The organism is Geodermatophilus sp. SYSU D00703 (assembly GCF_054050155.1).
This window is the reverse complement of record NZ_JBJGYU010000002.1, coordinates 266,060-285,097: the sequence shown is the minus strand read 5'-3', so window position 1 is coordinate 285,097 and position 19,038 is coordinate 266,060. Positions and strand designations below refer to the sequence as shown.

Genomic DNA, 19,038 nt, shown 5'->3' with positions numbered 1-19,038 from the left:
CCTGCCACCATCCGGACACCCTCCACGGCCTGCTGGGCGGGGGGCGCTCCGGAGATGCGCGCCCGGCGCCCGCCGTGGAGGGGAGTGGCTCCCGTGGAGGACCGCCGACCGGATCCCGCGGTCGACAGCGGGTACCTGGTCGTGGCTCCGACGCCGTCGCCCGTGGGCGGCGACCCCGCGGCCGGGGTCCTCGACGCCATGCCCGCCGCGCTGTGGTGCGTCGACGCCTCTCGGCGGGTGACCTACGCCAACCGGGCCGCCGAGCGGCTGCTCGGGCGGACCGCGGCCGCCATGACCGGCCGGCCGGTGACCGACCTGCTCGCCGGGGACCTCCTCGCCGCGGACCTCGCCACCGCCGTCACCACCGCCTGCCGGGACGCCGCCGCCACCCGTTGCGCCGTCACGACCGAGCTCCCCGCACCGGCTCCCGCCGACGGCTGGTTCGCCCTGCACGCCTGGCCGGTGCCGGCCGGGGTCGCCCTCGCCGTCGTCGACATCCGCGCCCGCCGGGCGGCGCAGGACGCGGCCGAGCGGGCCCAGCGGGCCGCCGAGCGGGCGGGCGCCCGCATGGCCCTGCTGGCCGCGGTGACCGCCGAGCTCTCCGGGGCGCTGGACGGCGAGTCGGCGCTGGGCAGCCTGGCCCGGCTGGTCGTGCCCGCGCTCGCCGACGCCTGCATCGTCACCGTCGTCGACCGCGAGGGACGGGCCCGGGACGTCGGTTCCTGGCACGCGGATCCGGCCCGCCGCGAGCTGATGGCCCGCTACACGCAGGTGCGGATGGACACCATGCCGCCGGTCTCCCCCGTCGCGCGTGCCCTGCGCACCGGCACCTCCGCCGACGAGTCGGTCGACGCCGTCCTCGCGCTCATGGCCCCGGGGTCCGCCCGTGAGCTGCTGCGCGACCTGGGGTTCACCTCGGCCGTCGTCCTGCCGCTGACCGCCGAGCAGCGCACCGTCGGCGTCCTCACGCTGTACCTGGACCCGGGCCGCACGCTGGACCCCGACGACCTGGCCGCCGCCGGGGAGGTCGCCTCCCGGGCCGGCCAGGCGGTCGACCGGGTGCACCGGCAGAACCGGCAGGCCCAGCTGGCGGAGGCGCTGCAGCGCAGCCTGCTCACCGACCCGCCGACGATCGGCGGCGCGCGTGTCGTGGTGCGGTACGTCCCGGCCACCGAGGCGGCGCAGGTCGGCGGGGACTGGTACGACGCGTTCCTCCAGCCCGGCGGCCACCCGGTCGTGGTGATCGGCGACGTCGCGGGGCACGACACCGCCGCGGCCGCCGAGATGGGCCAGCTGCGCGGCCTGCTGCGGGGCATCGCCCACTACAGCGGTGCCGGGCCGGCCGAGGTGCTGCGGGGGCTGGACGCGGCGATCGCGCACCTGCACACCGGCACGCTGGCCACCGCCGCCATCGCGCGCGTCGAGCGCGGCGGGACGCAGCTCCGGTACGCGAACGCCGGCCACCCGCCGCCGCTGGTGGTCGACCCCGACGGCACGGTCACCGTCCTCGGCGGCGACCTCGGCGACCTGCTGCTCGGGGTCGACCCGGCCACGGTGCGCCGCGAGACCGTCGTCCCGCTGCGGCCGGGGGCGACCGTGCTGCTCTACACCGACGGGCTGGTGGAGCGCCGCGCGTCCGGTGTCGACGAGGGGCTGGCCCGGCTGCGGCAGCACCTCGCCGAGCTCGCTCCCCTGCCGCTGGACCGGCTGTGCGACGAGCTGCTGACCCGGATGGTGGACGGCACGCCGGAGGACGACGTCGCCCTGGTGGCCCTCAGCGTGTGACCGGGGTGACCCGGCACCCGCGGCGTCGGTCACACGCGCCCCCCAGCGCAGCGCGGCACGGTTGAGGTCTGCGGCAGGTGGGCACCCTCCCTGGCGTCGGAGTAGACGACGGAACAGGAGAGGGACGGTGGGTCGACCGGCATGGCCGTTGCGCCCGCTCCCGGACGGGCGGGGGGAGGTGTGGCGCTGGGATCTGCAGTCGATCGCCGAGCTGCCGTCCGCGCGGGCCGGGCTCCGCTCGCGGCTGGGTGGGGTCGGCTTCCCCGCGGACGACGAGGACCACGCGGCCGAGCGACTGGTCCTCGCCTTCGACGAGCTCGCCTCGAACGCCCTGCGTCACGGGGTGGAGCCGGTGGTCGCCACCGTCATCGCGGGCAGTGGTGGCTGGCTGCTCGACGTCAGCGACCGGGACCCGGAGACGATGCCCACCCCGGCCGTCGACCGTGACCCGGCGAAGGGCGGGCTGGGCCTCCACCTGGTGGCGCGCCTGTCGGTGGCGCACGGGTGGTACGTCGACGCGGGCTGCAAGCACGTCTGGGCCTGCCTGCCGACCACGATCGAGGACCGGCAGCCGGCCCTGAGCTGAAAAGGACCCCGTCCTCCCCACCCTTCGCAGGCTCAGGGCGGGGCCCGGGACGGGGCCACGGCGGGCCCCTGCAGAAGGCCGGTGTTCCACGTGCAACGACGACGGGCCCCGGGCGGTCGCCCGGGGCCCGTCGTGTCGCGCTCTCGCGCTGTCGCGGCGAGTGGACCCGGAGGGCTCCGGGATGCCGTGACGAAGCGGCTCAGCGCCGGTCGGGGACGGCTCCTGGCCGCGGTGTCGGCCCGACGAGTGGGGGGCCGGAGGCCTCCCCGAGGAGGGCCGGACAGGGCTCAGCGCCGGTCGGGGACGGCTCCTGGCCGCGGTGTCGGCCCGACGAGTGGGGGGCCGGAGGCCTCCCCGAGGAGGGCCGGACAGGGCTCAGCGCCGGTCGGGGACGGCTCCTGGCCGCGGTGTCGTCCGGCAGGACGACGATGTCACGGCACCACCAGCGAGAGCCCCCCCTTGCCGTAGCCCGGGACGTCGACGGCGAGGTCGAGCCGGTTGAAGGCCGCGAGCATGCCGGCGATGTCGGTCGGCAGCTCGTCGCCGGGCGCGTACAGCGCGTACAGCCTCGAGTGCGGCGCACCCGGCACGTTGAACAGCGCCGACAGCACGTTGACGACCTCGTGCAGCGCCTCGGTGAGCATGGTGGTCAGCTCGCCGTCCTCCTCGACGGTGTCCTGGACGCCACCAGGGGGCAGCAGCGCGAGCGCGCCACCGGTCCAGGCCGACAGCGGCAGGTCCATGACGCACAGGGCGTTGACGTCCATCGACGGGGACACGTAGACCGCCACCGAGACCGGCTTCTTCTCGGTGGGGGTCACCGGGGCACCCGGCGTGACGCCGACCGGCTTGCCGACCAGGCCGGAGAGCATGTCCTTGACGGCCTTGGCGTCCGGCAGGACGACGGTCAGGGGCGCGGTCACTTCGTCTCCTCGCTGGCGCTCGTCGCCGGCGTGCCCGCCGGCGCGACTGTGTCCACTGCGGAGCTCGCACGCTCGCTCCTCATGCGATCACCCCGTCCAGGTTCTCGCGGAAGGTCTCCTCGGTGAACGGCTTGGCGATGAGGAACAGCGCGCCGGCGTCGGCGGCCTTCTCCCGCATCTCGGCCGAGCCCTCCGAGGTGACGAAACCGAAGGGGACGCCGGAACCGGCCGAGCGCAGCGCCTGCAGGCACTCCAGCCCGGACATGTTCGGCATGTTCCAGTCGGACAGGACCAGGTCCGGCTGCTCGCTCTGGACCTTGTCGTAGGCGTCGCGGCCGTCCTCGGCCTCGACGATGTCGTGGTCGTCGTAACCGGCCTGCCGCAGGGTGCGGATGACGATCTGCCGCATGACGCGGCTGTCGTCGGCGACCAGGATCTTCACAGGGGCACCTCGTTCTCTCAGGCGGCGTCCAGGACGGCGCCCTGGACGGAGATGGTCAGCGGCTGGCCGCGCCACTGGGCGTCGACGCGGCGGGTGTCGGCCGCCGAGCCGGCGCTCGGCGCGACACCGACCTCGGGCAGGCCGAGGACGGAGGGTCCGGGGAGGACGGCCTTGACGTTGCCGCCCACCACGTTGGCGAGCTCACCGAGGGCGTCGTCGACGTCCTCGGCCTCGAGCACGTCGGGGGCGTGCTCGCGCAGCAGGGCGCGGGCGAGCTCCTCGGCGGTGGCCCGGCCGCAGGTCAGCACGACCGTGCCGGTCCACGGGCCCACGATCTCGACCCAGGAGCTGCGCGTGTCGGCGGGCAGCTCGCCCGGCAGCGGCACGAGGACCTCGTCCTCGCCGACGAGGGCGGCCCACGCCTGGTCGGCGATCTCCTGGACGCTGGCCTCGTCGATCAGCTCGGTGATGGCAGACGCCGTCACAGCACGACCTCCTCGGGGAGCAGGCCGAGCAGCGCGAGCTTGTCGCGGATCGCGTCGGCGGTGAACGGCTTGAGGACGTACTCGTGCGCGCCGGCGGCCAGCGCACGGACGATCTGGGACTGCTCGCCCTCGGAGGTGACCATCATCAGGGTCACCGCCCGCCACGCGGGGTTGGCGCGGATGGCGGAGACGAACTGGAGGCCGTCCATCACCGGCATGTTCCAGTCGACCGTGCACAGCTCGGGCACCCAGCCCTCGTGCAGCACGTCGAGTGCCTCCTGGCCGTGTCCGGCCTGGCGGGTCTCGTAGCCGAAGCTCTCGAGCGTCCCGCTCACGATGCGCCGCATGGCGCGTGAGTCGTCGATCACCAGTGCACGCACGTCAGGTCCCCTTCAGCGGGCGGTAGGCGGAGCTGCGGCCGACGACGACCCGCTCCCAGGAGTCGTCGACGCCCAGCGTGGTCTCTGCGGCGCCGAGGAAGAGCCAACCGTCGGGGCGCACGAGGTCGCGCACCCGGCGGAGGATCGCCTGCTTGGTGGGCAGGTCGAAGTAGATGAGGACGTTGCGCAGGTAGACCACGTCGAACGGGCCCATCCGCGGCAGCGGGGCGGCCAGGTTGCACTCGCCGGCGGTCACCATGCGGCGCAGGGCCGGCGCGACCTCCCACTCGGTGCCGGCCCGCGTGAAGTGGCGGACCAGCATCGGCGCGGGCAGCCCTCGGTTGACCTCCAGCTGGCTGAAGCGGCCGGCGCGGGTGCGCTGCACCATCTCGCGGGAGATGTCGGTCGCGGTGATGGAGACCCGGGACGCCGCGTTGGGCAGCGCGTCCTCGAGCAGCATCGCGATCGTGTACGGCTCCTGCCCGCTGGAGCAGGCCGCCGACCAGATCTGCAGCCGCTCGGCCGGGCCGCGCGCGCCCAGCAGCGCGGGCAGCACCGTCGAGGTGAGTCCGGTGAACGGGTCGCCGTCCCGGAACCACGAGGTCTCGTTCGTGGTGAGCGCCTCGACGATCTTCCGGGTGGACTCCGAGCTCGGGCGGGTGCGCACCGAGTCGACCAGCTGGCCGACGTCCGGCAGGCCCATCTGGCGGGCGATCGGCAGCAGCCGGGCCTCCACCAGGTACTCCTTGCCGGGGGCGAGCACGATCGCGCTCTCCCGGTGCACCAGCTGGCGGACCCAGTCGAAGCCGGTCGCGGTCAGGGTCATCGCCGGCCTCCCGCGAGCGCCGGGGTGGAGACGGCGGGCCGGGCCGGGGTGAGCCGGCGGGTGATCGCATCGGCGATGCGGTCCAGCGGCAGGACCTCGTCGGCGAAGCCGGCCGAGGCGACGGCACCGGGCATGCCCCAGACGACGGAGGTCGCCTGGTCCTGGACGACGACCGAGCCGCCGGCCTCCCGGATGCGCCCGGCGCCGAGCCGGCCGTCGGAGCCCATGCCGGTGAGCACGAGGCCGAGGACGGCGCCGTCGAAGGCGTCGACCGCGGAGCGGAACAGCGGGTCGACGGCGGGCCGGCAGAAGTTCTCCGCCGGCCCCTGGCTCAGGGCGGTGACCAGGCCGCGGCCGGTGTTCCGGACGGTCAGGTGGTGGTCGCCGGGGGCCAGGTGCACCGTGCCGGGGGCCAGCGGCGTGCCGTCGACGGCCTCGACCACGCGCAGCGCGCACAGCCGGTCCAGCCGCTGGGCGAACTGGCGGGTGAACACCGGGGGCATGTGCTGCACCAGCAGCACCGGCACCGGCAGCGCGGAAGGCAGCTGCGGCATCAGCTTGGCCAGCGCCTCCGGACCGCCGGTGGACGAGCCGACGACGAGGACGGCGGGCTGCTTGACCGCGCCCTGGCGGGGGGCCGGCGGGGCGGCGCGGACCGGGGCCGGCGCGGCGGCGCGGGCCGGGCCGGGGGTGACCGGGCGGCCCGTCAGCGCCTTGATCTTGGGGATGAGCTGCTCGCGGACGCTCTCCATCGACGCCGCGACGCTGCCCACGTTGGCCGGCTTGGTGACGTAGTCGTTGGCGCCGGCGGACAGCGCGTCGAGGGTCGCCGCGGCACCGCGCTCGGTGAGCGTGCTGAACATGATGATCGGCACTCGGCTGTGCCCGGCTCCGCCCCGCCCGGTGCGGACGGCGCGGACTGCCTCGATGCCGTTCATCTCCGGCATCTCGATGTCCATGGTGACCAGGTCGGGCTCGAGCTGGGCGAGCTTGCCGACGGCGATCCGGCCGTTGACCGCGGTGCCGACCACCTCGATCGCCGGGTCCTGCGAGAGGACGTCGGTCACGATCTTCCGGACGACCACCGAGTCGTCGACGACCATCACCCGGATCCGGTTCATGCGTCCTCCGTCCCCCCGTGGATCGGTCCACCGGGGTTGCGCTGTCTGTCGTGGTACCGGCAGTCGCCGGGAGGCCGCGCTCGGCGCGGGGGCGCGCCACCGCTCCGGTGCGGTGGGCGTCCGAAGACGGTGCCTGTCCCCTCAGTTGTCGGCGGGACAACGCCTTTCCTTGAGCCCTTCCCGGCACATTCTCCCGACGATTCTTGGCGATCATGAATGGCGACGACCGGCCATTTCCCGCCATTTGTCGACACGTCCCCGGACCGGCGGGCGGTCACCGCACCACTCCCCTCCCCCGCCCGCCCGGTCCGCCGCCGGATCCCGGGCCGCCGCGCCGGACCCGACCTCGCCTCCGGCCCCGGCGCCGGGCAGGATGCGCCGGGTGAGTCGCGGAGGGCTGGCCCGTTCGACCGCGCTGGTGGCGGGGCTGACGCTCGGCAGCCAGCTGCTCGGCTTCCTGCGGGACGTCGTCCTCGCGGCGGTGTTCGGGGTGGGCTCGTCGCTGGACGCCTACTTCGTCGCCCAGGGGCTGATGAACCTGGTCCTGGCGCTCATGGCCGGCGCCGTGGCGAAGTCCGTCGTCCCCACGGTGGCGCGGGCGGTGGCCGACGGGCAGCCGGAGCGCGGGCACCACAGCGTGCGCGTCGCCCTCACCGTGACCGTGCTCGTGATGCTCGGCGCCTCCGTGCTGATGGCCGTGCTGGCCCGGCCGCTGGTGACGGTGCTCGCCCCGGGGTTCGACGCCGAGACCACCGACGAGGCCGTCCACCTCACCCGGCTGGTGGTCACGGCCACCGCGCTGATCGCCGCCACGAACGTGCTGGCGGGCTCGGCCCAGGGGCACCGGCGGTTCGGCTGGGCCGCCGCGGAGGGGATCCCGTTCAACCTCGCGCTGATCGTGGGCGCGCTGGCGTTCGGCCAGGTGTACGGGGTGACCGCGCTGGCGGTCGCGTTCGTCGTCGGCAGCGGACTGCGCCTGCTGATGCAGCTGCCACCGCTGCTGGCCGTCGGTCAGTCGCTGCGGCCCTCGCTCGACGTCCGCGACCGCGGTTTCCGCGAGATGCTCGCGCTGGTGCCGCCCCTCCTCGTGGGCAGCGCGGTCTCGCAGGTCAACACGCTGGTCGACCGCGCGGTCGGCTCGGCGGTCGGCGAGGGCACCATCACCGCGCTCAACTACGGGTGGCGGCTGGTCGGGCTGGCCGACACCCTCGTCATCGCCACGGTGGCCACCACCCTCTACCCCGCCCTCGCCGCGGCCGCCCGGCCCGGCCGGTCGCACCACCTCGAGGACCTGCTGCGGCGCAGCAGCGGCGTCCTGCTCGTCCTGGTGGCCCCGGTCGTCGTGGTCCTCACCGCGGCCGCCGAGCCGGTCGTGGCCCTGCTGTTCGAGCGCGGTGCGTTCGACGCCGAGGCGGTCCAGCTCACCGCGCTGGCCGTCACCGGCTACGCCGCCTCCCTGCTGGGCCTGGCCCTCCGCGAGCCGGCGACCCGCGCCTTCCTCTCCCTCGGCGACTCGCGGACGCCGGTGGCGCTGGGCCTGCTCGGCATGGCGGTCAACGTGGTCGGCGACCTCACCCTGGGGCTGCGGTTCGGCGTCCTCGGGCTCGCCGTGTCGACGTCGGCGTCGCTGCTGCTCGTGGCCGGCCTGTCGCTGTGGCGGCTGCGCAGTGCCGGCGAGGGCGTGTCACTGGCCGGCCTGGGCCGCTGCGGGGCCCAGGTCGCCGTCGCGGCGGCGTGCGCCGCGGTACCGACGGCCCTGCTGGCGCGGCACTGGGACGGCCTCGGCGGCGCGGCGGCCGCCGCGGCGAGCTGCCTGGCGGTGTACCTGCTGGTGCTGTGGGCCCTGCGCTGCCGCGAGCTGCGCGAGCTGGGGGACGCGGTCCGCGGGCTGGTCCGGCGCCGGTGACCGGCGGACGACGACGAAGGGCAGCCCCTCGTCGCCCTGGCCCATCGGGTTGTCCCGCAGCGCGGCCATCAGCTCGTCGGCGTCCAGCGCGCCCGCGGAGACCGCCCGCACCGAGCCGCCGCGGTCGTTGACGTCGACGATCGCGACCCCGACGCCCACCCGCTGCTCCAGCCGCTGGGCCAGCCGCCGGGCGGTCTCGGGGTCGAGGGGCGGGAAGAGCAGGTCGAAGTAGGGCGGCCGCATGCCGTCGAGGTCACGGGCGAAGTGCCCCGCCACCCGGTAGAAGGAGCCGTGCCGGCCCAGCGGCCGCATCACCAGGCAGCTGGCGGCCGCGGCGAGCACCCGAACGTGCCCCTGCCGCTCCAGGACCAGCTGCATCTTCTCCGGGATGGACAGCCCGCAGCTGCTCCCCACGGTCTGCACGTGCCGGGCGAGGAAGCGGGCCAGCCGCCCCGGGACGACCCGCTCGCGGGGGATGGCCCGCCCGGTCAGCAGCACGGCGACCTTCTCGCTGACCCCGATGGTGTCCCCCGGCTGCCGCAACCCCGCCGTGGCGACGTCGAGCTCCGTGGCGAGGTCGTCGCCGTAGGCCAGCCACCGCGTCGGCACGGGGTGGCGGGTCCACGTGGGGGTCGCCGTCGGGCAGGTGGACCGGGCGGTGCTGTCGGGCATGGGGGCCTCCGCTCCCTCGTCTCCTCGATCCGGAGGCGCCGAGGATGGTGCGGCGACTCGCGCGGCCCGCCGAGACACGCGTGAGCCGAGACACACCTCGTGGCCGTGCCGGGCGGCGCTCCGGCGCGGCGTGGCGCGCCGCCCGCGGCAGGTCACGGCACGTGTGCCGGTCGAGCGGCGTCTACGCCTCTCTAGCGTCGGAGCCAGAGACGTCCAGAGAAACCTCGATGGTCGCGGGGAGTTCGTCAGGGTGTTCCCCGTGCTGCTGACGCTCGCCACGGTGTGGTTCCTGCTCGGCCTGCTGGTCGCGGGCGCGGTCGCGACGCCGGGCCGGCCTGGACGAGGACCGCGCTCGCGGCTACGTCGACGACCGCGGGTGAAGGGCCGGATCACGGGTAGCCCGCGTGCATGGCGCTGCCCCGTGTCCTGGTCCTCGTCCTCGCCGGCGGCGCCGGTGGCCGCCTGGAGCTGCTGACCGAGCAGCGCGCCAAGCCCGCCGTCCCCTTCGCCGGGGTGTACCGGCTCATCGACTTCCCGCTGAGCAACTGCCAGCACTCGCACGTCGCCGACGTCTGGGTCTCGGTGCAGTTCCACCCGACGTCGCTGTCGCAGCACCTGGCCAACGGCCGGCCATGGGACCTGGACCGGACCGCCGGCGGGCTGCTCGTGCTGCCGCCCTACCAGGGGACCGAGCGCGCGGGCTGGGTGTCGGGGACGGCCAACTCGCTGTGGCGGTACGCGCCGCTGGTGCGCGACTTCGCCGCCGACGCGCTCGTCGTCGTGAGTGCCGACGCCGTCTACAAGCTCGACTACCGCGAGGTGGTCGAGGGGCACCTGGACTCCGAGGCCGAGGTCACGATGGTGACGACCGAGGTCGACGAGGACGACGCCGCGCGCTACGGGATCGTCGAGGTGGGTGACGGCGGGAAGGTCACCGACTACGCCTACAAGCCCGACGAGCCGCGCACCACCACCGCCACCAACGAGGTCTTCGTCTTCTCCCCCGGCCCCACCCTCGACCGGCTCGAGGCGCTCGCGGCCGAGCACGGCGAGGACGGCCTCGAGGACCTCGGCTCGCACCTGCTGCCCGCGCAGACGCGGGACGGGCTGGCCCGCGCCCACCCCTTCCCCGGCTACTGGCGCGACCTGGGGACCGTGCCCTCCTACTGGGCCGCCCACCAGGACTTCCTCGCCGATCCCCCGCTGGACCTCGACGACCCGCGCTGGCCGGTGCACACCCGCGGCGGCCGGCACAGCGCCGCGCGGGTGCTGCGGGGCGCGGAGGTCGAGGACAGCCTCGTCTCCGGGGGCACCCGCGTGGCCGGGTGCGTGCGCGGCTCGGTCCTCTCCCCCGGCGTCGTCGTCGAGGCCGGCGCCACCGTGGTCGGCTCGGTGCTGCTGCCGGGCGCGCGCGTGCGGGCCGGGGCCACCGTCACCCGCGCCGTGCTCGACGACGGGGTCGACGTCGGGAAGGGCGCCACGGTCGGCGGCGACGGCGACATCACCCTCGTCGGCCGGGAGGCGCGGGTGGCGGCGGACGACGAGATCCCCGCCGGAGCCCGCCTCCCCGACCCCGACGCCGACTGACCTCGCGCTCGTCGGGTCGGGAACGGCACCCAGCTACGAGTGGACCGGTCGCGGGGGCCCGGAGGGCCTCCTGGCCGGGACACGGGGAGGGCTCGGCGCAGGCCGGGACGACACGTGGTCGCGGTGCGGTCCGGAGGACCGCAGTGTCATCGCGGGGCGGTGAGCACGCCCAGCGCGTCGGCGCCGAGCAGGTCGCCCATGACGATCCCCTGCACGCAGCCGGCCACGGCGTTCCAGGTGCCGGCCGCGGCGGCGGCGGGGTCGAAGCCGCCGTCGAGGAACGCCTGGACGGCGAGCAGCTGGGCGGTGGCCAGGGTGCGGGTGCGCCCGGCGACGTGCGCCGCCCAGGAGGCCTCGTGCATCGCGGTGGCCCACGGGCGGCGCTCGGCGCGGGCGGCGTCGACGGCCGCCTGCCACCGCGCGCGGCCGGCGGCGTCCAGGCCGCGTAGGTCGTCGAGCAGCGCGGCGAGCTCGTCGGTGGCCGGGCCCAGGTCCGGCACGCGGCTGCCGACCACACCGGCGGCCGCGGCGAGCGAGAACGGGCCGGTCAGCCGGCGGCGCACCAGCGGCGGGAGGACGACGGCGGCCCACGAGCCGATCGCGGCGTCGGCCAGGACGTCGGCCGCGGCGGCGCGCGTGTCGTCGTCCACCAGGGCGACGGCGGGGTGCTCGGGGCCGAGGACGTCCTCGCGCAGGACCCGCTCCAGGGCCGCGGCATCGCCGATGGTGCTGCGCTGCAGCTGGTCGACCAGCACGGCGGTGCGGTCGGCGGCCGGCAGGTCGACGACGAAGTTGCGCACGTGCGGGATGCCCACGGCCATCTCGCGGGCCTTGCGGGCCCGGACGGCGAGCACCGCGCGCTCCTCGCGGTCGCGGCCGGCGGCGGGGTGCACCCCGGCCAGCTCCCTCAGGGTGGCGGCGTCGGCCGCGAGGCCGGCGAGCAGGACGTCGGCGACGTCCCGGCCGGCCGGCAGCCGGACCAGGTCGAAGCCGAGCGTGGCGGCACTGACCAGCGAGTACGGCACAGCAGCGCCTCCCTTTCCACGTCCCCCGAGGTGAGGTCGACCCATGCTGACCGTGATCACGCGGGAGCGCCACGTCACCGTCACCCGATCGTTCGACCTCGCCCGCGGCATCCCTGCGTGTCCGCGAAGGAACCGTGCGCGGACGACCCCGCAGCGTGAGCACACCCGGAACGCCGCGACCCCCGGTCGGGCGGCCCTCCGGAGAGAGGGGCCGCCCGACCGGGGGTCGGGGGTGGTCAGGCGTCGGCCGCCGGGGAAGTCCGGCCGACGCCCAGTTCAGGCGCTGACGGCCTTCTGCACGTCCAGGGCCAGCAGCAGCTGCCCGTCGAGCTTGAACGCCCCGCGGATCAGCTCCCGCGCCGAGCCGTCGAGCGTGTCCGGCGGCGCCTCGAAGTCGGCCGGGTCGACGTCCACGACGTCGGCGATCGCGTCGACGAGCAGGCTGACCGCCTCGCCGTGCAGCCGGACGACGATGACGACGGCGTCGGTGCCCCCCGGCCGCGGCGGCCGGCCGAGCCGCTCGCGCAGCTCGATCGCGGTCACCACCTGCCCGCGCAGGTTGATCAGACCGGCGACGGCGGCCGGCGCGAGCGGCACCCGGGTCAGGCCCTGGCTCTTCAGCACCTCCTGCACGTGCGCCACCTCGACGCCGTACAGGTCGCCGTCCAGCCAGAAGGTGGCCAGCTGGCCGCCGATGGCCGGCGCCGTGGTGTCGGTGGGCATCTCAGACCTCCAGGAGGGAGCCGGGGACGCCGTCCGGCGTCGCGGTGGCGGTGTAGAAGGCGGGGTCGGCGGCGAGGATGGCCGCGCGCACGTCGAGCAGCTCGGTGACCTTGTCGCCCAGGACGGCGGAGCCGAGCAGGCCCAGGTCGTCGATGTCGCTGCGCACCGCGGCCTCGCCGTCCACGATGTCGAGGATCTCCTCGACCACGATGGCCACGCTGCGGCCGTGGTCGGAGTAGACGATCACCTCGAGCACCTCGCTGTCGGTCCCGCCGTAGGCGCCCAGGTGCCGGTCGAGGCGGACGATCGGCAGGATCGCGCCGCGGTACTGCACGACCTCCCGGTTGCCGACGCGCTCCACCGACTCGGTGCGCACCTGCTCCAGGCGCGTGACGGTGTCCAGCGGGATCGCCACCCGGCGGCCACCGCCGATGGCGGCCAGCAGCATCCGCTGGCGCTCGGCATCGGTCGCCGCGGCCTGCAGCGCCGCCTCGCGGGACTCCTGCCGGTCGGTGGTCTCGGTGCGCAGGGCGCGGCGGGCCAGGGCCTGCACGTCGAGGATCAGCGCCACGGTGCCGTCGCCGAGGACGGTCGCGCCGGAGTAGAGGCCGATCGCCTTGAGCTGGCCGCCGACGGCCTTGACCACGATCTCCTCGGTGTTGATGACGCGGTCGACGACGAGGCCGAAGCGCCGGCCCTCCGAGCGGAGGACGGCGATGACCACGTGGCCGTCGTGCCGGTCGGAGGTCAGCCCGAGGACGTCGGTCAGCCGGACCAGCGGGAGCAGCTCGCCGCGCAGGCGGTACACCGGGGCGCCGCCGACCTCCTCGACGGCGTTGGCCGCCTTCTCGGCGTCGAGGGACACCAGCTCCTGCAGGCTGATCTGCGGGATGGCGTACCGGTCTCCGGCGCACTCCACGGTGAGCGCCGGGACGATCGCCAGCGTCAGCGGGATCCGGAGGCGGGTGCAGGTGCCCTTGCCGGGCACCGACTCGACCTCGATCGTGCCGCCGATCGCCTCGATGTTGGTCTTGACCACGTCCATGCCGACGCCGCGGCCGGAGACGTTCGTGACCGCCGCGGCCGTGGAGAAGCCGGGCAGGAAGATCAGCTGCAGGACGTCCTGCGGGTTCATCCGGTTGAGCGCGTCCTGCGTGATCAGCCCGCGCTCGACGGCCTTGGCCCCGACCCGGGCCGGGTCGATGCCGGCGCCGTCGTCGGCGACCTCGACCACGACCTGGCCGCTCTCGTGCCGGGCGCGCAGGGTGAGCACGCCCTCGGCCGGCTTGCCGATGCGGAGGCGGGTCTCGGCGTCCTCGACGCCGTGGTCGACGGAGTTGCGGACCAGGTGGGTCAGCGGGTCCTTGACGGCCTCGAGCAGCGTCTTGTCGAGCTCGGTCTCGCGACCCTCCATCTCCAGCCGGATCGCCTTCCGCAGCTGCAGGCCGAGGTCGCGGACGACGCGCGGCAGCTTCGACCAGATGTGGTCGATCGGCTGCATGCGCGTCTTCATGACGCCCTCCTGCAGCTCGCTGGCGATCAGGTTGAGCCGCTGCGAGGCGCGCACCAGGTCGGTGTCGTTGGAGCGGCCGACGTACTGGACGATCTGGTTGCGGGTCAGCACGAGCTCACCGACGAGCAGCATCAGCTCGTCGAGCAGGTCGACGTCCACGCGGATGGTGCTGTCGGCGACGGCCCGCCGGGCCTGGCCACCGCCGCTCTCGGCGGCGGGGGCGCCGTCACCCTCGGCGTCCCGCTCGGTGGCGGTCGGCTCGGCCGCGGGCCGGGGAGCGGGGACGGTCGCCTCGGCCACGGGGGCGGGCGCCTCCACGACCGGGGTCGGAGCGGGGACGGCGGGCTCGGCGGCCGGCGTCTCGACGTCGGCGACCAGCGCCTTGGCGGTCGCCTTGGTCGTCGTGCGCTTGGTCGCGCCGGCCTTGGTGATCACGCGCTCGGGAGCGCCGGTCTCGCCGGTTCCCCCCATGGTCTTGGTCCCGCCGGACTGGGCGGCCACCAGACCGGCCACCTGCGTGGCGGGCTCGTCCGCGGGCTCGGCGACGGCGTCGGCGACTTCCGCGGCGGACTCGGCGGTGGGCTCGGCGACGGCTGCGGCCGGCTCGGGGGCGGGCCCGTCCTCCATGGCGGCGCTGATGGCCGCGACGACCGCGGAGACGTCGACCGACCCCTCGCCGCCGGACGCCTCGATCGACGCCAGCAGCGAGCGGACGGTGTCGACCATCTGCAGCAGCACGCTGGTGCGGTGGGGAGTCAGCTCCAGAGCGCCGTCCCGCAGCCGGGACAGCATGTTCTCCCCGACGTGGGTGACCTCCTCGAGGCGGTGGAACGCCAGGAAGCCGCTGGTCCCCTTGATCGTGTGGATCGTGCGGAAGATGCTCGACAGCCGCTCGCGGGAGTCCGGCTCCTGCTCGAGGGCGACCAGGTCGGTGTCGAGCTGGTCGAGGTTCTCGTGGCTCTCGACCAGGAACTCCTCGACGATGTCGTCCAGACCGTCCACGTTGCTCTTCTCTCTCGTCTTCCGGCGCTGCACGCGCGTCGGAGGGGTCATCGGCCGGGGGTGCGCAGACTCAAGCCCAACGGCCGGGGCCGGTCTGGGGGTCGGATGCCGGGCTCCGGGGCCGGCGCGGCGGGGGAAGGCGCCGCGCCGGCCCCGGCGGGTCAGTAGGTGAAGCGGGCGACGCCGGTGCGCAGATCGGCGGCCATCCGGGACAGCTCGTCCACCGCGGTGCGGGTCTGCGTCAGGGCCTGGGTGGTCGAGTCGGCCGCGCTGGAGACCCCGCTGATGTTCTGCGCGATCTCCCCCGCCCCGCCGGCGGCCTCGATCACCGAGCGCGACATCTCGTTCGTGGTCGCCGTCTGCTCCTCCACCGCGCTGGCGATGGTGGTCTGCCGGTCGGAGATCTGGGCGACGATCTGGGAGATCTCCCCGATCGCGGTCACCGCGGCGGTGGTGTCGCCCTGGATGGCCTCCACCCGGCGGGCGATGTCCTCGGTCGCCTTGGCCGTCTCCTGCGCCAGCTCCTTGACCTCGTTGGCCACCACGGCGAAGCCCTTGCCCGCCTCCCCGGCCCGCGCCGCCTCGATGGTCGCGTTCAGCGCCAGCAGGTTGGTCTGCTCCGCGATGCTCGTGATGACCTTGACCACGTTGCCGATCTCGATCGAGGACTCCCCCAGCTTCGCGACGGTCGCGGTGGTGGTCTCCGCCGCGGTCACCGCGCGAGCAGCCACGTCGGAGGCCTCCGCGGCGTTGGTCGCGATCTCCCGGATCGACGCGCCCATCTGCTCGGCACCGGCCGCCACGGTCTGCACGTTGCGCGACACCTCCTCGGCCGCGCCGGCGACCGCGCCCGACTGCGCGGAGGTCTCCTCCGCCGACGCCGAGATCTGCGCCGACGACGCCGACAGCTCCTCCGAGCTGGCCGCCACCGCATCCGCCGACGCGGCCACCGAGGCGAGCACGCCGCGCAGGTTGTCCTGCGCCGTGGACAGCGCGCCCGCCATCCGGCCCAGCTCGTCCTGGCCCCGCACCTCCGGGGCGACGGTCAGGTCCCCCTCGGCGAGGGCCTCCACCGACTGCTGCACCGACCTGACGGTGGACACGATCCGTCGGACGACGAAGACGGTGAGCGCGCCGGCGACGGCGGTGCCCGCCGCGAGGGCGAGCCACAGCGTGGTGACGGCGGAGTCCGCGATGGCCGCGGCGTCGTCGGTGTCGGCCTGGCCGGCAGCGACCCGCCGCTCCTGCATGACGTTGTACTCGTCCATGAGCTCGTCGGAGGAGTCCTGCAGCGGGCCGGTGATCAGCGCGGTGGCGGTCCGCAGGTCACCCGCGTTCGCCGCCGGGACCAGCTGGTTGTCGGCGACCTCGTAGTAGTCCTCGACGTGCCCGCGGAAGACCTCGAACGCCTGCCGGTTGACGGTGACCTCGGCGTAGGCGTCGAGCTGCGCCTCGATGGTCTCCCGCCGCTCGGCCAGGTCGGCCAGGAGGGCGGCCCGGGTCTGCTGGTCGGCCAGCGGGTAGGTGTTGAACCGCGACCGGTCGCCCTGCCACGAGCGCTGGATGTTCGAGAGGTCCGCCAGGGTCACGACGTTCCCGTTGATCCGGTTCGCCGCCGCGTCGAGGGCGTTGATGCGGTTGACCGCGAGGACGGTCATGCCGATCGCGACCGCGGCCAGCACGGCCAGGGCCGCGCCGATCTTGACGCCGATCGGACGGTCGGCGAACCAGCCGCCGGACCGGCGGCCGGCGGCGGGCAGGGCGGGGGCGCTCATGCGGGTGCTCCTGTGCTCAGGTGACGTACTGCGAGGAATGGGGTCTCCGTTGACCCGGTCTGTGCTCTCGGCAGCGCCCGCAGCCATTCCGGGGACCTTGGTCCCGGCTTTCCCGAGGAATCCGGGAACCGTGCAGGAATGCGGGCGATGCGGAGCCGAGAATAGGGTGGCGCGGCGGCGCCGAACGGCATCCGGACCACTCGGCGCGTCGCGATTTCCGCACCGTCAGAAAATGCGCGGACATGTCGACAGAGGTCGGCCGGTGACCATTCCTGGAACTGTCGACACGATGACGGGCTCCCCGGCGCGGAGCCGGGGAGCCCGTGGGGGCACTGCTGTCCGTCAGAAGGTGAAGCGGGCGACGCCGGTGCGCAGGTCCTCCGCCATGCAAGAGAGCTCGTCCACGGCGGTGCGGGTCTGGGTCAGCGCCTGGGTGGTCGCCTCCGCCGCCGTCGACACGCTGCCGATGTTCTCGGCGATCTGCCCCGACCCGCCGGCGGCCTCGACCACCGATCGCGACATCTCGCTGGTCGTGGCGGTCTGCTCCTCCACCGCGGAGGCGATGGTCAGCTGGAAGTCGTTGATCCGGCCGATGACCTCGCTGATCCGGCCGATCGCCGCCACCGCGCCGGTCGTGTCGCCCTGGATGGCCTCCACCCGGCGGGCGATGTCCTCGGTCGCCTTGGCCGTCTCCTGCGCCAGCTCCTTGACCTCGTTGGCCACCACCGCGAAGCCCTTGCCCGCCTCCCCGGCCCGCGCCGCCTCGATGGTCGCGTTGAGCGCCAGCAGGTTGGTCTGCTCCGCGATCGAGGTGATCACCTTGACCACGTCGCCGATCTCGCGCGAGGAGTCGCCCAGCTTGGTGATGGTCGCGGTGGTGGCCTCCGCCTCGCTCACCGCGGCCGCGGCGACCTGCGCCGCCTCGTTGGCGCTCTGGCTGATCTCCCGGATGCTGGCGCCCATCTGCTCCGCGCCGGCGGCCACGGTGGCCACGCTGCGCGACACCTCGTCGGCGGCGCCGGCCACGACGCCGGACTGGGCCGAGGTCTCCTCGGCCGATGCCGCGATCTGCGCCGCCGACGCCGACAGCTCCTCCGAGCTCGCCGCGACCGCGTCCGCGGAACCCACGACGCCGGCCAGGACCTCGCGCAGGCTCGTCCGGGTGACGTCGAGCGCGGCGGCCATCCGGCCCAGCTCGTCATCCGACACCACCTCGGTGGAGACGGTCAGGTCACCGGCGGCCATCGCCTCGGCGGTGCGCTGCACGGAGCGGACCGTCCGGGTCATGCGGCGCACCACGAAGACGGTCAGGGCGGCCGCGACGGTCACCGACGCCAGCGCCGTGACCATGAACAGGACCACGGCGGAGTCGGCCGCGTCGGCCGCCTCGGCGTGGCGGGCCGCGGCCTGGGCGGACTGGGCGACCCCCTCCGCCTCGAGCTCGTCGGCGATCACCTGCAGCAGCGGCTGCAGCTGCTCGGTCTGCACCGCGGCGAATGCGGCCAGGTCACCACGGTCCGCGGCCGGGAACAGGTCGCTCTCCAGCAGCGCCAGGAACTCCTCCCGGGTGGCGGAGAAGGTCGCCACCGCGTCGGCGTCGACGACGTAGGGCTCGTAGGCGGCGAGGCCGGCGGCCAGGTCGGCGTTCTTGTCCGCCATCTCCTCCTCCAGCTCGGCGCGCCGCTCGGGGGAGGAGACCGCGTACTCCAGCGTCCGGGCGCGGTGCGCCGCGTGTGCCCGCTGGACCTCGGAGAGCGCGTTCAGCGGGAGGAGGTTCTCCGCGTAGATGGTCTCCTGACTGTCCCGCAGCTCCGAGATGCGCAGGACGGCCAGGAGGTTGGTCGCGAGGACCACCGCGGCCAGGAGGGCGACGACCGCCCCGATCTTCACGCCGATCGGTCGATCGGCGAACCAGCCGCCACGGCGGCCGGAGGTGGTGCTGAGGGACATGGCGGGAACTCCTGCTGTCACGCTCGAGGGGGGGTGGACGGAGCAGCCCGCCACCATTCCTCGGCCGCGGTCGCTACAGCCGGGAAAAGTAGTCGCGGCCACCTCTCCGACAACCGTCGTGATTCGTGTCGCAACCATTCCGATATGCGATCCCACGTGATTGTCGAATTGTCGACGCCGCGCCGCGGGCGACCGTTCTCGTCGATGTCGACTCGGGCGGCACACGGACGCGGCCCCGGTCGTGCGGCCCGCAGCAGGGACCGCGCGACCGGGACCGGCGCGGTGGGGAGAGACGCCGTGCCGGCCGGGTCCGTTTCGCGGGGAAGACCCGGCACGG

The 19,038-nt window shown here is 74.7% G+C and carries 15 protein-coding genes; 4 read left to right on the top strand and 11 right to left on the bottom strand.

Annotated elements, in window-relative coordinates; genetic code table 11:
* The first annotated feature begins 93 nt into the window (after positions 1-93).
* Both ACI782_RS04850 and ACI782_RS04845 read left to right on the top strand, forming a co-directional pair.
* On the top strand, positions 94-1,785 hold the full coding sequence (locus ACI782_RS04850) for a SpoIIE family protein phosphatase (RefSeq protein WP_456906649.1): 1,692 nt from the start codon (positions 94-96) through the stop codon (positions 1,783-1,785).
* A gap of 127 nt (positions 1,786-1,912) precedes the next feature.
* Positions 1,913-2,371 (top strand): ATP-binding protein, encoded by a 459-nt coding sequence (locus ACI782_RS04845; RefSeq protein WP_456906647.1) that lies wholly within the window; start codon positions 1,913-1,915, stop codon positions 2,369-2,371.
* Positions 2,372-2,802: 431 nt separating this feature from the next.
* Here ACI782_RS04845 and ACI782_RS04840 read toward each other — a convergent pair whose 3' ends face one another.
* From ACI782_RS04840 to ACI782_RS04815, 6 genes are all read right to left on the bottom strand, one after another.
* A complete protein-coding gene (locus ACI782_RS04840) occupies positions 2,803-3,294 on the bottom strand; it encodes a hypothetical protein (RefSeq protein WP_456906645.1) in 492 nt (163 codons plus the stop codon).
* A 79-nt stretch (positions 3,295-3,373) separates the two neighbouring features.
* On the bottom strand, positions 3,374-3,736 hold the full coding sequence (locus ACI782_RS04835; protein WP_456906643.1) for a response regulator: 363 nt from the start codon (positions 3,734-3,736) through the stop codon (positions 3,374-3,376).
* A 17-nt stretch (positions 3,737-3,753) separates the two neighbouring features.
* Positions 3,754-4,221: a chemotaxis protein CheX gene (locus ACI782_RS04830; protein ID WP_456906641.1), complete on the bottom strand. Its 468-nt coding sequence runs from the start codon at positions 4,219-4,221 to the stop codon at positions 3,754-3,756.
* The gene (locus tag ACI782_RS04825; protein WP_456906639.1) at positions 4,218-4,601 is read right to left on the bottom strand and encodes a response regulator; all 384 of its coding nucleotides are present in this window, start codon (positions 4,599-4,601) and stop codon (positions 4,218-4,220) included. The genes ACI782_RS04830 and ACI782_RS04825 overlap by 4 nt, the downstream gene beginning before the upstream one ends.
* Before the next feature lies 1 nt (position 4,602).
* On the bottom strand, positions 4,603-5,427 hold the full coding sequence (locus tag ACI782_RS04820; protein ID WP_456906637.1) for a CheR family methyltransferase: 825 nt from the start codon (positions 5,425-5,427) through the stop codon (positions 4,603-4,605).
* Positions 5,424-6,548, bottom strand: coding sequence for a protein-glutamate methylesterase/protein-glutamine glutaminase (locus ACI782_RS04815; RefSeq protein ID WP_456906635.1), 1,125 nt, complete (start codon positions 6,546-6,548; stop codon positions 5,424-5,426). The genes ACI782_RS04820 and ACI782_RS04815 overlap by 4 nt, the downstream gene beginning before the upstream one ends.
* Positions 6,549-6,930: 382 nt before the next feature.
* On the opposite strand from ACI782_RS04815, the gene murJ reads away from it, so the two are divergent.
* Both murJ and ACI782_RS04805 read left to right on the top strand, forming a co-directional pair.
* On the top strand, positions 6,931-8,454 hold the full coding sequence (gene murJ, locus ACI782_RS04810) for a murein biosynthesis integral membrane protein MurJ (protein ID WP_456906632.1): 1,524 nt from the start codon (positions 6,931-6,933) through the stop codon (positions 8,452-8,454).
* 1,080 nt (positions 8,455-9,534) lie between these two features.
* Entirely contained in the window at positions 9,535-10,713 is a 1,179-nt protein-coding gene (locus ACI782_RS04805) for a glucose-1-phosphate adenylyltransferase family protein (protein ID WP_456906630.1), read from the top strand.
* Positions 10,714-10,859: 146 nt separating this feature from the next.
* Here the strand turns inward: ACI782_RS04805 and ACI782_RS04800 are convergent, their stop codons facing one another.
* From ACI782_RS04800 to ACI782_RS04780, 5 genes are all read right to left on the bottom strand, one after another.
* Positions 10,860-11,738 carry a hypothetical protein gene (locus ACI782_RS04800; RefSeq protein WP_456906628.1) on the bottom strand — a complete coding sequence of 293 codons (879 nt, stop codon included), beginning with the start codon at positions 11,736-11,738 and terminating at the stop codon, positions 10,860-10,862.
* Positions 11,739-12,014: 276 nt separating this feature from the next.
* Positions 12,015-12,461 carry a chemotaxis protein CheW gene (locus tag ACI782_RS04795; protein WP_456906626.1) on the bottom strand — a complete coding sequence of 149 codons (447 nt, stop codon included), beginning with the start codon at positions 12,459-12,461 and terminating at the stop codon, positions 12,015-12,017.
* Between the two features lies 1 nt (position 12,462).
* Positions 12,463-15,027 (bottom strand): chemotaxis protein CheA, encoded by a 2,565-nt coding sequence (locus ACI782_RS04790; protein WP_456906624.1) that lies wholly within the window; start codon positions 15,025-15,027, stop codon positions 12,463-12,465.
* A 110-nt stretch (positions 15,028-15,137) separates the two neighbouring features.
* Positions 15,138-16,751, bottom strand: coding sequence for a methyl-accepting chemotaxis protein (locus tag ACI782_RS04785; protein ID WP_456906622.1), 1,614 nt, complete (start codon positions 16,749-16,751; stop codon positions 15,138-15,140).
* A 342-nt stretch (positions 16,752-17,093) separates the two neighbouring features.
* Positions 17,094-18,701: a methyl-accepting chemotaxis protein gene (locus ACI782_RS04780; protein WP_456906620.1), complete on the bottom strand. Its 1,608-nt coding sequence runs from the start codon at positions 18,699-18,701 to the stop codon at positions 17,094-17,096.
* Between the last annotated feature and the right edge of the window lie 337 nt (positions 18,702-19,038).